The sequence below is a fragment of the Phyllobacterium calauticae genome, assembly GCF_019991125.1.
GTDB lineage: Bacteria > Pseudomonadota > Alphaproteobacteria > Rhizobiales > Rhizobiaceae > Phyllobacterium > Phyllobacterium calauticae.
Genome location: NZ_JAGENB010000004.1, coordinates 353,019 through 368,021 on the forward strand (window position 1 = coordinate 353,019; position 15,003 = coordinate 368,021).

13 protein-coding genes are annotated in these 15,003 nt (G+C 56.9%); 3 read left to right on the plus strand and 10 right to left on the minus strand.

What is annotated here, in order from left to right:
- Positions 1-231: 231 nt before the first annotated feature.
- From J1W56_RS17070 to J1W56_RS17095, 6 genes are all read right to left on the minus strand, one after another.
- On the minus strand, positions 232-1,920 hold the full coding sequence (locus J1W56_RS17070; protein ID WP_223614491.1) for an FAD-dependent oxidoreductase: 1,689 nt from the start codon (positions 1,918-1,920) through the stop codon (positions 232-234).
- A 242-nt stretch (positions 1,921-2,162) separates the two neighbouring features.
- Positions 2,163-2,837, minus strand: a complete 675-nt coding sequence (locus J1W56_RS17075; RefSeq protein WP_223614492.1) for a 4-carboxy-4-hydroxy-2-oxoadipate aldolase/oxaloacetate decarboxylase — start codon at positions 2,835-2,837, stop codon at positions 2,163-2,165.
- A gap of 26 nt (positions 2,838-2,863) precedes the next feature.
- Positions 2,864-3,595, minus strand: coding sequence for an amino acid ABC transporter ATP-binding protein (locus J1W56_RS17080; protein WP_223614493.1), 732 nt, complete (start codon positions 3,593-3,595; stop codon positions 2,864-2,866).
- Positions 3,592-4,302, minus strand: coding sequence for an amino acid ABC transporter permease (locus J1W56_RS17085; protein WP_223614494.1), 711 nt, complete (start codon positions 4,300-4,302; stop codon positions 3,592-3,594). Before J1W56_RS17085 ends, J1W56_RS17080 begins: the two co-directional genes overlap by 4 nt.
- Positions 4,302-5,000: an amino acid ABC transporter permease gene (locus tag J1W56_RS17090; protein ID WP_223614495.1), complete on the minus strand. Its 699-nt coding sequence runs from the start codon at positions 4,998-5,000 to the stop codon at positions 4,302-4,304. The genes J1W56_RS17085 and J1W56_RS17090 overlap by 1 nt, the downstream gene beginning before the upstream one ends.
- 29 nt (positions 5,001-5,029) lie before the next feature.
- On the minus strand, positions 5,030-5,938 hold the full coding sequence (locus tag J1W56_RS17095) for a transporter substrate-binding domain-containing protein (protein ID WP_223614496.1): 909 nt from the start codon (positions 5,936-5,938) through the stop codon (positions 5,030-5,032).
- A gap of 56 nt (positions 5,939-5,994) precedes the next feature.
- Between J1W56_RS17095 and J1W56_RS17100 the strand changes: the two genes are divergently transcribed.
- Positions 5,995-6,933 carry a LysR family transcriptional regulator gene (locus tag J1W56_RS17100; protein ID WP_223614497.1) on the plus strand — a complete coding sequence of 313 codons (939 nt, stop codon included), beginning with the start codon at positions 5,995-5,997 and terminating at the stop codon, positions 6,931-6,933.
- A 58-nt stretch (positions 6,934-6,991) separates the two neighbouring features.
- Here J1W56_RS17100 and J1W56_RS17105 read toward each other — a convergent pair whose 3' ends face one another.
- Positions 6,992-7,624 (minus strand): LysE family translocator, encoded by a 633-nt coding sequence (locus J1W56_RS17105; protein WP_223614498.1) that lies wholly within the window; start codon positions 7,622-7,624, stop codon positions 6,992-6,994.
- A 227-nt stretch (positions 7,625-7,851) separates the two neighbouring features.
- Between J1W56_RS17105 and J1W56_RS17110 the strand changes: the two genes are divergently transcribed.
- Together J1W56_RS17110 and J1W56_RS17115 are read left to right on the plus strand one after the other, a co-directional pair.
- On the plus strand, positions 7,852-8,841 hold the full coding sequence (locus J1W56_RS17110; RefSeq protein WP_223614499.1) for an AraC family transcriptional regulator: 990 nt from the start codon (positions 7,852-7,854) through the stop codon (positions 8,839-8,841).
- Between the two features lie 59 nt (positions 8,842-8,900).
- On the plus strand, positions 8,901-10,109 hold the full coding sequence (locus J1W56_RS17115; protein ID WP_223614500.1) for an MFS transporter: 1,209 nt from the start codon (positions 8,901-8,903) through the stop codon (positions 10,107-10,109).
- 347 nt (positions 10,110-10,456) lie between these two features.
- Here J1W56_RS17115 and J1W56_RS17120 read toward each other — a convergent pair whose 3' ends face one another.
- From J1W56_RS17120 to J1W56_RS17130, 3 genes are all read right to left on the minus strand, one after another.
- On the minus strand, positions 10,457-11,272 hold the full coding sequence (locus J1W56_RS17120) for an SDR family NAD(P)-dependent oxidoreductase (protein WP_223614501.1): 816 nt from the start codon (positions 11,270-11,272) through the stop codon (positions 10,457-10,459).
- On the minus strand, positions 11,259-11,741 hold the full coding sequence (locus J1W56_RS17125) for a MarR family winged helix-turn-helix transcriptional regulator (protein WP_223614502.1): 483 nt from the start codon (positions 11,739-11,741) through the stop codon (positions 11,259-11,261). Before J1W56_RS17125 ends, J1W56_RS17120 begins: the two co-directional genes overlap by 14 nt.
- Positions 11,742-11,997: 256 nt before the next feature.
- Positions 11,998-14,736: an autotransporter outer membrane beta-barrel domain-containing protein gene (locus J1W56_RS17130; protein WP_223614503.1), complete on the minus strand. Its 2,739-nt coding sequence runs from the start codon at positions 14,734-14,736 to the stop codon at positions 11,998-12,000.
- Positions 14,737-15,003: the final 267 nt, after the last annotated feature.

The window sequence follows — 15,003 nt, forward strand, 5'->3', positions numbered from 1 at the left end:
TCCAGATACCACGCGCAACCATTACTTCTTTCAGGTCACGCAGCCTCATAGAACGCTTCACTCGCTATCCGCGATGTGACCGCCTTGGTACCCACGATCATGAGCAGCGGATCGCCGTTACGCGCGCGCTGGCCCGTCGGCAGTTCCACGGCGCGGTTGACGCCGACAGGCGTCAGTCAATTGCTGCGAACCCAACCGTTCCATGCCAATATGCTTATCGCAAATTTCTGCCTACCGATTTTTGGCGTCCGGAACCTGCTTGAGATACTGGTGAATGGCTTGCACCACGACTGATCCTTCCCCTACCCCTGACGCCACCCGTTTTACCGATCCCGCCCGAACATCGCCAACGGCGAATACGCCAGGCGCCGAGGTTTCAAAGGGAGAGCCGCTGGTCAAAACTCCGGCCATGAGTCCAGTCTCAATAAACCCGGACTTGTCCAGCTTAACACAGCCATTGAGCCATTCCGTGTTTGGTGCAGCTCCAATCATCATAAAGATATTCGAGATATTTTTGGTTTCGCTCTGTCCAGTCATACGATCGGTCCAGGTCACCGTGTTCAGGTATCTGTCACCGTCGATAGCCGTGATTTCAGTGTGCGCGTGCAGTGAGATGCGCTGTGATTTTTCGATGCGTTGAATCAGATAGTCCGACATTGTCTCCTTCAAACCCTGCCCCCGGACCAGAATGTGCAGATGTTTGACCCATTGCGACAGGAACATCGCCGCCTGACCGGCCGAATTGCCGCCGCCGACAACAATGACCTCCTGTTCCCGGCACAACTGCGCTTCCATTGCCGTGGCCGCGTAGTGAATGCCCTGCCCTTCAAACCGCTCGTGGTTCAACAGGTCCGGCTTGCGGTAACGGGCTCCGGTGGCAACGACCATTGCCCGCGCGGAGACGGTTTGTCCGTCATCGAGCAGGACGCGGTAAGGCGACCTGTCGCAATCGACGGAGACAGCCATGCGGGAAATGGCCAGGCGCGCGCCGAACTTCTGGGCCTGAACCTGTGCACGGCCTGCCAGAGCCTGCCCGGATATACCAGTCGGGAATCCGAGATAATTCTCGATCTTCGAGCTTGTTCCTGCTTGCCCGCCTGGGGCTACCCCTTCGATCACGATCGTTTTCAATCCTTCCGATGCGGCGTAGACCGCCGAGGCGAGGCCGGCCGGTCCGGCACCGACAACCATGACGTCGTAGACTTCGGCCGGATCAATGATTTCTGTCAGCCCCAGCACATCCGCCAGTTGGCTCGTTGTCGGATTCTGCAAGACCGCTTTCCCTGGCGGAACGATAACAGGCAGCGACAAGGCACAGATTTTCAACGCAGTGACCATTTCCTTCGCCTCGGGATCGACGTCGGAATCGACCAACCGGTGGGGATAACCGTTGCGCGTCAGAAAGCGCTGCAATCTCAGCGTGTCAGCAGCGTGGCTCGGCCCTATCAACACAACGCCTGCCTGACCGTGCTTGATAAAGCCGACGCGGCGCAAAATAAGTGCGCGGGTAATGATTTCACCGATATCCGGCTCCGCCGACATCATCCGCAGGAACGAATCCCGCTCAACGCGGATAAGATGTGAATCCTCAGCCGCCCTCGCCGTCACCAAATTCTCCCGACTATTGAACAGGTCGAGTTCTCCGGTGAATTCCCGCTCCCCCTGCAGCGCCAGGACCCGGCTTGAGCCATCGCCGCCGAGATCAAGTATCTCAATGGAGCCAGACTTTATCAGAAAGAAATCCGTCTGGCGTTCGCCGCGACTGAACAGAACCGTGCCCTTGGTGACTGAGGTCTCGGATCCGAACGCGGAAACGCGCTCCATCATGCCCTTGTCGAGCTGCGGAAAAGTTTGTGTCCTGCGGGCGTAGGGGTCACTCGCATCGGCCGAGACGTTATCGCTCAATTCCACCTGGTTCATTCCGGCGCACTCTCACTCGTGGTCCGATTTTGACATTTGCACCACCTTGATACAAGCCATACAGGCAAATGTCAGATCAGGTGAACCTCGACGCCGCATATATGTGACGAGATCTGCTGAGACGCGATTTGCTATTTGCCGGGAACGCGCTGCCAACATGCGGAACCGACGCGTTCGCTTTTCTTCGTGGCGGAACTTTGCAACGGTTCTTCTTCACGATATCCCCGAACGGGGGCTGCAGACTAAAGATCGACCACAAGGCCCTTGGCCTGGAGAACAGGATCAAGATTGCTGACCTCGATGACGGACTTGCCGGCCTTGTAGGCAGCGATATATCCGGCTTCGGCATCCTCACGCGCCTGGGCAAGTTCGGCCACGGCAAGGGCTTCATCCCGTCGAACAACGACAAGCCCGTCAGCATCACCAACAATGATGTCGCCAGGATAGACCAGCTCGTCACCAATCGTGATCGGATCGTTCACGGCCGCAAGCGTTTCCTTGACCGTTCCCTTGATGCAGACACTCAGGGAAAACACCGGAAAGCCGAGGTCGCGAAGCTGTAGAGTGTCGCGAACGCCAGTGTCGGTCACCAGACCACCGATGCCCTTGGCAAGGCAGGCATTGGCAAGAACATCGCCAAAAGATCCCGCCTCTTCATAGTCGCCGGCGGACACCACGATTATATCACCCGGCTTGGCGTAGTTGATCGCAAGCTGGAGCATGATGTTGTCGCGTGGCGCACATTTCACTGTGAAGGCCGGGCCACACAACTTCATCCGATAGTCGACAGGCTTCAACCGCGAGGAAAGAGCGCCCCTGCGCCCCTGCGCCTCATGCAATGTCGCTGGCGAGAATTTAGCGATCGCCTCGATGGCATCCGGGCTCGGGCGTTCGGGTATCTGTTTGATATGGATCATGACAGCCTCTGTTTGGTGTGTTGGTTCTAGTGGTTTTTCTGGATGGAGGAGAGGAACCCCCGCACATCCGGGTGGGTCCCCGAGGAGAAGAACAGCTCCGGTTTGGCATCGAAGGTCAGCGCACCGTTCTTCAGGAACCAGATGCGGTCAGCGACCTCTCGGGCAAAGCCCATTTCATGGGTCACGCACATCATGGTAATGCCCTCTCCGGATAGCTGGCGAAGCAGTTTGAGCACTTCGCTGACCATCTCGGGATCGAGCGCACTGGTCGGCTCATCGAGGATGAGCACCTCCGGCTTCAGGATCAGCGACCGGGCGATCGCGACACGTTGAGACTGACCACCGGAAATGTCGGCAGGAAGTGAGTTCGCCTTGTCCGCCAGCCCCACACGTTCGAGCATCAGGAGTGCGGCAGGCAACGCCTCCTTGCGCGATTGCTTGTGGATTCGGCGCAAGGGCAGCATGACGTTGTCGATGACGGTCAGATGGGGGAACAGGTTGAACTGCTGAAAGATGAAGCCGATGCCGGTTCTCAGCGTATTCACGTTGACCGACTTGGCATTGATATCCATGCCGCCTACGGTGATCGTCCCTTCCTGGATTGACTCCAGCCGGTTCACTGTCCGCACCAGCGTCGATTTTCCCGATCCCGAAGGCCCGCACAACACGATGGTCGTTCCCTTGTCGACGGTAGCGGAAATCTCCTTGATGACCTTAAGGGGTCCAAACCACTTGGAAACACCTTGAAACTCGATCATGCTATCACCTCCACGAGCACACGCCCCGTTCGCCTGTTCGCGATCCGCCTTTCCAGCCAGTTCGTTGCCTGGCTCAGTGCAAAGCAGAGGATGAAATATGTGGCAGCCAGAATCCCGAAGATCTGAAGCGGCTTGGTCACCTCGTTCGAGTTGACCTGCAGCATAACGTAAGAAAGCTCGGACACGGCGATGATCGATCCAAGCGATGATTCCTTGATGATAGTCGTCAACTGGTTGACGATGCCCGGAATGACATTGAAAATCGCCTGCGGCAGGATCACACGGAAAGTTGTCGGGACATAACCGAGCCCGAGCGCTTTGGCTGCTTCCACCTGCCCATTGGGCAGTCCTTGAATACCGGCCGCGATGATCTCTCCGAGATAAGCGGCTTGATAGACAACGATCGCAATGATCAGCGTATAGGTCGCGTCGATTGGAAAGCCGATAGCCATCGGCAGCGCGAAATACGCCCAGAAGATCAACATCAACAGCGGAATGGCGCGCACGCTGTGCACGAAGCCGCTTGCAATTGCCTTGAGCGGGCGCGACTGGCCGGTTCTTGCCAGCGCGATCAGAATGGCGCAGGGGAAAGTGACGGCAAGACTCACGATTGAAATGATTAGCGTCAGGGCAAGACCGCCCAGCTTCCCATGCGGATATTCGCCGATCAGCAGCATGAGACCGTATTCGCGAATGATTTCCAGCATTACTTCACCCTCAACCGAAACCGATCGGACAAGACAGCGGAGAGCCACATGATGGCAAAGGAGATCAGCATATAGATTGCCGTCGCTATCCCGTAGGCCTCGAAAATCCGGAACGATTGCTCTTCGATATAACGCGCCTGATAGCTCAGTTCCGCAACGCCGATGCCTGCAGCAAGACTGGTGCCCTTGAAGAGGATGAGCGTCTGCCCCAGAAGGGCTGGAAGCGCCAGGCGCCAGGCTTGGGGCAGAATGACCCAGCGCATCGCGCCCAGATAGGTCAAGCCGATCGAACGGGCCGCCTCCATCTGCGCAGGATGGATCGAGCGCATGCCGCTGCGGAAATCTTCGGACATATAGGCGGCCTTGTTCAGCGCCAGCGCCACGATCGCGTAGCCGATCTCCGCCCCGATATCATTCAGATACTCGTTAACGGCATCGGGCAGCACGACGGCAAACCCGAAATACCAGACAAACAACTGGATCAGCATCGGAACATTCCGGTGATATTCCACGAAAGCAGCAACCAGCAATTGTGTCGGCCGGAACTTGACAGCCCGAACGACGGTCAGGATGATTGCAAGCACTAACCCGAAAATCCACGACAGGACGAATAGAACCATCGTTGTCTGAATGCCCTGCAGGATGAGATCCAGATACTCACCCTGCAGGACTTTACCAAAATCGAGGTGGTATCCCATGATGCTGCAAGCTCACTTTGGTCTGAGGATCAGTTCGCGAACCAGGTCGACTGTGGCTTGCCAAACTCGAACTTTCGCGTCGCCTTCAGATCCGAGTCCTTGCCAAGCCATTTGTCGTACAATTTCTGTCCCTCACCGCTTTTCTCGATGCTTGCCAGGAATTCGTCGGCCGTCTTCACGAGCTCAGGCGAGCCCTTGCGAAAGGCGAAACCGGACGGCATCGATAACAGTGGCTCATCAAGGAAGCGCAGCGCCTTGATCTCGTTACCGGCATTCCGCTGAACGGCCTTGCCCTCGGAATAGCGGTAGACCGTCGCCTTGACCTTGCCCTGCTGGAGCGCAAGGAACGACGCGGCGCTCGTCTCGAAAGAAAGGACGCGGGCGTCGGGAAGTCTCTTTTCAGTCAAGGGAATGAGCACGGATCCTTTGACAAGACCGATGCGCTGGCCAGACAAATCGTCCACCACCTTGATCGGCGAAGCATCCAACACCACGAAACTGAAATCTTCCGCAATGTAGGCACCGCTGAAATCCACCTGTTCCGCGCGCTCCTTGCTGTAGCTGAGAAGCGAAGCCAGAATGTCCACGCGACCTTGCGTCAGCTCGGCCATGCGGGTCTGTGGCGAGACCGGGGTGAGCCGCGGCTTGACACCGATGTACTTCGCAAACATGCCGCAAAGCTCGATCTCATATCCAGCGGGTTCGCGCGTCTTGGCATCCTGAAAGCCGAGCGGCGGTGAGTTCGTCAGCACGCCGCAGTTCAGAATTCCAGCAGTCTTGATATCATTGAGCTGTTCAGCAGAGCCGATGGTCGAAAGAATGGCAGCACCGGTAAAAACCGCGGCAGCCAGAAATAGATTCAGGTTCATTTTGTTCCTCCTCCACAGCGCACCCTCTCGCTGTCTGGCCGTTTTAATCAGAAGAAGATATTCAAACAAATATATATTGAAGATATAATGTATATCGATACGATATATGAAATTTGGAGCACCGGATGACGCTCGATCTTTTGAAATTGCGCTACTTTGCCAAGATTGCCGAACTGGGGTCTTTTACACGCGCCTCCAACGAACTCGGCGTTGCGCAGCCTGCGCTCAGCTCGCATATGCGCGCGCTCGAAGAGAAGTTGGACGTGCAGCTTTTGAAGCGGATGCCGCGCGGAGTGGTCGCCACCGAGGCGGGACAAACGCTGCTGTCCCATGCACAAGCGATCCTCCGTGCTTTGGAACAGGCAGAAGCGGCGACAAAAGAACGGGCAGAATATCCAACCGGCGACGTCTCACTCGGCATTCTGAGTTCGATATGCCCGACGCTGTCAATTCCCGTGATCGAAGAATGCTCCCAGCGATTTCCGAAGATTCGCCTCACGATCAGCGAAGGTGACAGCCAGACGCTTCGGGCAGCGGTGGATACGCGTGTCCACGATCTTGCGGTCACCCTCGACAGTGTCGCCAAGCAGACATCCTTACCTCTCTTCGAAGAAACGCTCTACATCGTTGGCCCGTCAGGGCAGTTCACGCCCGATGCGGAAGTGACAGTGGAACATGCCCTCGGCCTGCCGCTGATCCTGCCCACGCGTCGCCACGGGATTCGCATACTACTTGAACGGCAGGCTCTGATGTCCGGACGGGAACTTAATATCGTGCGCGAAATCGAAGGTGTGGCGAGCACGAAGGCGGCCATTCGCGCGGGTCTCGGACTGACGATCCTCGGGCGCGGGGCGGTCCATCCCGAGCAAGAAAACGGAACTCTCTCCGCCATCGCTCTCACACGCCCCGGTCTCACCCGCCGCCTCGTTCTCGACATGCCGGCCGACCATCCGCCGACGCGGGCCGTCATCGAGGTGCAAAAAATTCTGCTTGCGGTTGTCATAAAGCTCGGTGCTGACGGCCACTGGAGTTGCCTCTCACCGACACTGTCCGCAAGCCAGTAGGTGTTCTGCAGCAGACATCTGAAGCAACATTGGGTCTGCGCGTTCAGTTCCTTCAGATCTATTTTTGTGCTTCCGTGGCCATTCGAATAGCCAGGCCAGCCAAAACAGTTCCCATAAGGTAGCGCTGAACCGTCATCCAAAATGGACGATTGGCAAGAAATGCTGCGATCGAACCAGCAGTAACGGCGATCATGGCATTGACGGTCAAGCTTATGGCAATTTGCGTAGAACCGAAGCTGATTGACTGCAAGAACACGCTTCCAAGCTCCGGCTTTACGAACTGCGGCAACAGAGACAGATACAGAACCGCCGCCTTGGGATTGAGGAGATTGGTAACAAAACCCATGACAAACAGTTTCTGTGATGTGTCCTTTGGCAGTTCTCGGACAACGAATGCCGAGCGTCCACCCGGCTTGAGGGCGTTCCAAGCAAGCCAACCGAGATAAATTGCTCCGCCAAATTTCAAAACCTCGTAGGCAAACGGCACCGCAAATACGAGTGCCGTAATGCCAAGCGCAGCGGAAAGCATGTAAAAAACAAATCCCAGCGCTACACCCCCCAGGGAAATCAATCCCGCTTTCGGGCCCTGGCAGATTGATCGGGATATGAGGTAAATCATATTGGGGCCAGGGGTACAAACCATACCAAAGGCAATTAATCCGAATGCAAGCAGACTCGTTACTTCAGGCATTTGTCACCTTTTGAGAGCGTACACTGCTACCCATGTTTTGAGAGCGCTCACTACCGCTGCAGCCGCATACGCTGCAAGCATCCAATTGTCTGCATGACAAGTTTACGCGCTGGAAGTAGGGCAAAGGCTATGGGTAAACCTTGCCCTGTGAATAGTGACTGGAAAAGCGGTTGTTTAGAACAACCACCCCACTTGCCTGCCGGACGTTCAGCATATATATTAGACCAATGCCTGATAATTCGTCCCGACCATCTTCACCGCCACATATCCCGATGGATGCGCTGAGCGAAGTCCTGCAGGACTTTCGTTTGAGTGGCGTCAATTATGGCCGCTGTGAGCTCCGGCATCCATGGAGCATCGCCTTTCCGCAACAACCGCTGCTTCGTTTTCACTTTGTCAGCCAGGGCCCGTGCTGGATCCATACCGAAGTGCAGGGCTGGCAGGAGTTGCGCGATGGCGACCTGGTGCTGTTGCCGCAAGGCATCGCCCATCGGCTGGCCAGCGCGCCGGACGTTGTGGGCGACTCGCTCAAGGGTTGCCACGTGACCAAGCTGGGAAGCAACGTCAGCGAAGTGGTGCGGGAGGGAACGGGGGCGACCAGCACCCTTTTCTGCGGCTCTATGGCCCTGGGTGCCTGTGCGCTCAACCCCTTGATCACTTTGATGCCGCCGATCATCAAGGGCTGCGACGTGGCCGGCAACGACCCGATCGTCGGTCCCTTGCTGGCGGCAATGACGGTTGAGGCCGCGCAACCCCAGATGGGCAGCGCCACCATCCTGTCGCGGATGGCGGACCTGCTGACCGCCCGGCTCATCCGCTGCTGGGTCAATTGCACTGGAGCCCCGACCACCGGCTGGCTCGCCGCCATCCGCGACCCCCATATCGGCCGCGTCCTGGCGGCCATGCACCGGGACCCCGGCCATAACTGGACCCTCGAAAGCCTCGCCGCCCTTGCAGGGCAATCGCGCTCGATTTTCGCCGAGCGTTTCAGCGCTGTTTTGGGGGAAGGCGCGGCACGCTATCTCGCCCGTCTTCGTATGCAGCTTGCCCGAGAATTGTTGGGGCAAAACGGCATGTCGGTTGCCGAGGTCGCGACTCGTTTGGGCTATGAGTCCGAGGCATCGTTCGCGCGCGCGTTCAAGCGTATCACCAGCGTCTCGCCCGGCGTTGTGCGCCGCACCATTTCCGGACGAACGGACATGCATTTCGGATTTTAGGATACATATCATCCGAAAGGACTCGTTTATGAAGATCTCCAAACCTTGGAGATACTTCAATGACAGACACGACATTACAGCTTGAAGGCACCGCGATAGATCTTGATGCCGCTCCGCCAGTCGCGTGGAGCCCGGCCACCTGGTTCGCGGTTCTTTCAATGGCGGCCGCCAGCTTTGCGCTGGTGTCAGCCGAATTTCTGCCGGCAGGCCTGTTGACGCCGATGGCGCGCGATCTCGGCATTAGCGAGGGAACGGCCGGACAGGTCGTCACTGCGACCGCTTCCGTCGGCGCCGTCACGGCCATGTTGAGCAATGTCCTGATCGGCCGATTGAACCGCAAGACAGTGCTGGTTGGTCTCAGCGCCTTGGCAATCGGTTCCAATATTCTTGCGGCGGTCGCGACCGATTTCTGGCTATTATTGCTGGGTCGGGCCGGGCTGGGCATCGCCCTCAGCGCTTTCTGGGCACTTTCCGTTGCCGTCGTAGCGCGGCTGGTTGGCGCCAACGCCACGGGCCGGGGCATGGCGATCGTCACCCTTGGCGTCTCGCTCGCCACCATTGCCGCACCGTCGATGGGTGCATTGATCAGCGACTGGCTGGGCTGGCGCAGCGCCATGGCCATGACAGCGGGACTGGCAGCAGTTGCCATGGTGTTGCAATTTCTCAGCCTGCCGACCCTTCCTGCCACCACGAGCAACAGTCTTGCCGACGTCTTTCGGCTGACACGGCGGCGCGGCATTCAACTCGGCATGCTGGCTATCCTTTTGCTCATGACGGGGCATTTTGCCGGCTCGGTCTATGTGCGCCCCTTCCTCGAACAGGTTACGCACCTTGGAACCGGGCCGATTGCCCTGGCGCTGCTCGGATTTGGCATCGCCGCAGTAGTCGGTAATATCGCAGGCGGCCGCATGGCCGACGCCAACATCCGCATGGCCCTCGCTGCCACGGCCGCACTGATGGCATTCGCGGCGCTCGCTTTGGTACTTTGGGGCGTGCATATTGGCGTTGCCTTCGGCTTCGCTACGCTGTGGGGCTTCGCATTCGGCATGGCGCCGGTGGTGCTGCCGACCAATCTGTCCCGCGCGGCGCCTGACGCGCTGGAAGCAGCAGGAAGCCTGATGGTCACCTCTTTCCAGGTCGCCATCACGATTGGCGCGGTTGTCGGCGGTTATGTGGTGGACACCTATGGCGCTACAGGCCCCTTGACCCTTACGGCCATTCTTGCTGCGTCGACAGTCGTTCTGGCGCTGCTACAGCCCCGCAGCTAATCTTTGTTGCTGGGCGTGGTTGATGGAGCAACCAGAAGTCATAACAAGGTTGCAGATGCGGCACTCACGCCGCATCTGCAAAGCGCGGCGCACGGCCTTGGCGATCTTGAGGGTCGACGAACGGGCAGGTCATGCATCTCGCCCATCACTGGCACCTCTATGAGATCGCGCAAAAGGTTCTTTCAGAATCTGCAAATTCACGAATTACATGGGCAAGCTGCAACTGTTGCAGTTCGGATAACACCCGGTACGCACCAATTCCTGTGTCTTCAAAATCGTGCTCCGAACCTTTGGTTATGTTGAGGCTGGCGCTTTTTCGGACAGCATCGCGGGTCTGTGGCGCCGGCTTAACCCGCGAGAAAACCGCCATCCGTGCAGAGGATATGGCCGACAACGTAATCAGCCTCACTTAACAGCAGCCAGCAAACCGCCGCCGCAACTTCCTCGGGATGGCCCATGCGCCGCAGGGGCAGGCTGGCCGCGACCTGACGCATGTCCGCAATACCTGACGCCAGCATCATATCTGTCACCACGCGCCCCGGAGCGACGCCATTGATCCGCACACCCTGCGGTGCATATTCCATGGCCGCCGAACGCGTCATGGAAATGGCGGCTGCTTTCGAAGCAGAATATAGCGACAGTCCAGGATTGGGATTGCGTAGTCCGCTGACGCTTGTGTTGTTGACAATCGTCCCGCCACCAGAGGCCAGAAGCGCGGGTATTTGATGGCGCATACAATGAAATATAGCCCGCACGTTGGTGTCAAATACCTGACTATAGACAGCATCCGTCTGGTCAGCCAAGGAAGCTCGCTTCTCCTGAAACCCCGCATTGTTGAAAACCGCGTCCAGCCTCCCGAAGCGCTGCAGAAGTGTTCCGACCAGTTGCTCAACCTCCGCTTCACAGGCAACATCTGCCGTAACAAAGAGTGCCTCAGCACCGATGGTCTCAAGTTCGGCGGCAACGTTTTGCCCGATAGCCTGCCTGCGACCCGCTATGACGACTGCCGATGCACCCTCGCGAGCCATTCGAAGCGCAGTAGCGCGGCCGATGCCAGTTGCACCTCCCGTGACCAGACATACTTTGCCTGCCAGCTTGCCGCCCGGCCTCCATTGTGGAACGGGTCCTGCCAGAATTACCGGATCGACATCATCCAACGCCATACTCCTTGTCTCCAGTTTTATTTTCTGTTCGGCTGGCCTGCAGGGCGCAGGCATAGGAATCCAAGCTTTCCGGCAAGTTACGACCTGCTTCGACGCCCATCCTCGTCAGCGCCTCCATCACCTGATGCCGTGCAAACGCATCGACCCGCTGCAGCGTCGATACCCCTTGCGGGGTGAGCGACAACGGCTTTACACGCGCATCGTCATCGCTGATTTCCTCAGCTAGTTCACCGGCTTTGACCAGCTTGCGCACCATTCTGCTCACCGTGGATTTTTCCAGGATGAGAACAGCACTGAGATCGGAAGCCGTCATGGACCCGCGTGCGCCGATTTCAACCAACGCATGCACCGCAGAAGGCGGCAGATCAGTTGCCGCCAGTGTTGGCCGCAGGAAGCCAAGCTCCCGTACAAGTCGGCGAGAGGCATCGCGAATCCGGGCAATATGAGATTCATCGTTGCAAGCAGTCATACCGCGTCGCCCCATATAGTTGCTCTATACAACTATATGGGAATTCTGTATCGCTGAAAAGGGACCACATAATAGAAACTTTGGGTGAGCGCCTAAGAGGAGCCGACCCTTTGTCACCCGTTTCAAACAACGCGGCAATTCGGCCAGCTAAATGCGCAATCACAGACTGCAAGCCATGGCACAACGGGTAGCAATCGGTGGCCAGACCGTCTGAAACGGTCAGCACGAGCTCTTCAAACAACGGGACAACACCCTGTCAGAACTGGAACGAAATATCGGCCTTGAACGCATTGTCCTGCGCCTTGCTGGCAAACTGTCCGGAATAAGAAATGCCAATCGTTGCCTGTGGTGAAATCTTGAAATCGAGACCCGCTTCAAGCACCAGCGCGTCTTTGGCAATGGCGACGCCGGAAATATCAAAGGCAGCGCTACCGGTAAACGCAAGATTCGAATGGGGTACGGTGTCACCGAACGCATGACGCCAACCCAGCATGCCACGCGCAGCCGTTGTTACATTGCCCAACATGAAGTCCGAAGAGGCCCTGACGCCCAGCGTCGTGAATGTGTCATCCGTATCCGTCTTGCTGCCGATAAGAGCCGCTGCTCCGCCGGTTTCAGCAAAGGCGTCATGCTTGAAATTGACATAGGCCAGATTGACGAAAGGCTCAAAGGCAACACGATTGGTATCAATTCGATAACCGAGCTCGCCGAATACCTGTGCTGTGTGCGCATTGTATTTGGCAGATGTATCGTCTGAAAAACCGGGGAAAACGACCGACCGGCGGATATTGATATCGTGCCACGTATAGGTCGCACCTGCCCTAAAACCAAGATTACCCCATTGCGAGCCGCCATATACGCCGAGGTGATAATTGTCGCTGTCACCTGAGGAATTTCGATCATCCACTTTAAAGGAGGTGTGACTATACCCAGCAAGCAGACCAAGGCGCCAGTTGTCAGCGATTTGGGTATCTGCTCCGATCAGAAAGCCACCGGTCGTGCTTTCAAGACTCGCGGCGTGTCCGTTGCTTTCGCCTGAACCCCAATTGCCGAACCCTGTGCCCCATACGCCAAATTGATCCGTCACCGAGGGTGCGAGTTTGGGTCCGTCATCACCATAGGCCATAATCGGGACCGCTACCGCTGCGACACCGCTAAAAGCACCACGGATTCTGTTGATTGCCGCATCTCGGATGAAGCGGCTATCTTCCAGCAGAACGGTTGTTGCAGAGGCATAAACTTCGCCGGACAGCGCATCAAAGGCTTTCCGTGCAGATGCTGCATCCAAGACGAGCAGTGTATTGTACAGCGCAAGTGCATTGCCGCTTTGCGGCAGAGTGTTAAGAGCGCCAGCAGTTGCTATTTGATGCGGAGTGGTGGCCGCTATGGGGAACGGACCACCACCCGCCGTCGGGGATTGCTTGACCGCTATTGTGAGATCGACAGCTTTTGCAGTGTTCGCGAGCGTTGCGTCTAAAAAGGCCGAATTGGTCAAGACATTTGGATCGAATGTACCGCCAACGCCGCCTTGCGCGGTGAGGATCCGATAGGTCTGGCCTGTGTGATAGCTCGTTGCGGGATCAAGCGCACGAACCGAAACCGCTCCGCCCTGCAGCGTTGCAATCCCGGTTACCGCGATGAGATCCGAAGTGCCGGCTGAGGTGATCTCCACGTTGTAGACCGAACCGTTGGCAAGGGTTACATCTCCAGCAATGTTGAGCGTGCCGACCGAATTGCCGGGCGCAATCACACCACCTGAGGCAACTGTTGTGGTTCCGACTGTTCCTGTGCCTGAAAGCGTACCGCTATTCAGGACCTGAACTGTTCCGATCAGAGCCCCGTTGACAGAAAGAATACCTGCCTGAACGGTTGTCCCACCGGTATAAGTATTGTTTCCGGACAGGATGAGTTTGCCGGTACCTGTCTTTACCAGAGATGCTCCGGTACCGCCGCCGGTACCCCCATCCTGAATAGTGCCGGAGACGTCCGTCGATAGATTATTCGCGCCAACCGTTAATGCAGTCCCGCCAAGGAAGAATCGGCCGCTACCTTCAAGAGAACCGGCCGTGTTTGTGGCAGGACCATTGGAAAAATCGACGAGGCCGGTACTGTTGGCAATCAACCGCGCATTGCCACCGGTGCTGTTCGTAAAGAAAACGGTTTGGCCGCCAGCGTTGGAAGTAATTGTTGCGTTGCCAGCCGATCCACTGTCATCAAAGAGCGTTCGACCACCGCTGTTGTTGGTAATGACAGCGCTTCCAGCTGAGCTGGTTCCGCGAATAAGTGTCAGACCGGTATTGTTGTTGGTGATCGTGGCATTGCTGGCAGTGCTGGCGTCGAAGAATGTCACTCGTCCATTGTTGGCGTTGATCAGAGACGCGCTACCGGCGGTGCTGCTGTCATCGAATTCGGTATTGCCTCCGTTGTTGGAAATATTGGCAGTGCCTGCAGTACTTGAATTGATGAAAGCGGTTGTACCACCAAGGGTGTTCGTTATGACAGCATTGTCTGCTGTGCTGGTGTCACCGAATAACAATGCACCGCCATTGTTGGTTATGATGGCATGCCCTGCGATGCTGTTGCTGAAGAAATCAGTGCGGCCATCGACATTGTTGATAATGGAGGCATTGGCTGCCGTGCTCGTACCGAAGAAGAGGGTCTGTCCCCCATCGCCATTTGTAATGGTCGCGCTGCCCGCATTGCTGGCGCCGGAAAATAGTGTCAGCCCGCCAAGATTGGCAATATTTGCATTCTCGGCAGTACTCTCATTGGTGAAGTCCGTTTCGCCGCCAGTAAGGTTTGCAATGGTAGCCGTGCCGCCTTGGCTTGTGTCCTGAAACGTTGTGAGATCGCCAGAATTATTGACTATTGCGGTATTGCCGGCAGAACTGTTGCCCGAATACGTCGTATTGCCGGCGTAGGCTGTTCCAGCAAGCAGGGCCATTGTAAGCGCTGTCGATGCACATGTCGCTTTATACAGGGCCATGGCAGTCATTTCCCCCTCGTTTTACACCGAGCGCAACTGGGCGAGTACGGGGTTATTTCACGATGTCCTGCCCCTCCGCCCGAATGTGCGGGCAACCTCACCTAGATCCTCGATCACATAATAAGAGTCGGCGACTCCCAAGATGCCGAGCCGCAATCCTTCCCAACACGCCCAACCGGACGCGCATTCAGTACAACCGATCCATGCTCTTCACGTGTAGATGGATGATAGACTTAGTTGGCGGAATTCACGGACGCTCAGTTTCAAACTGCTACC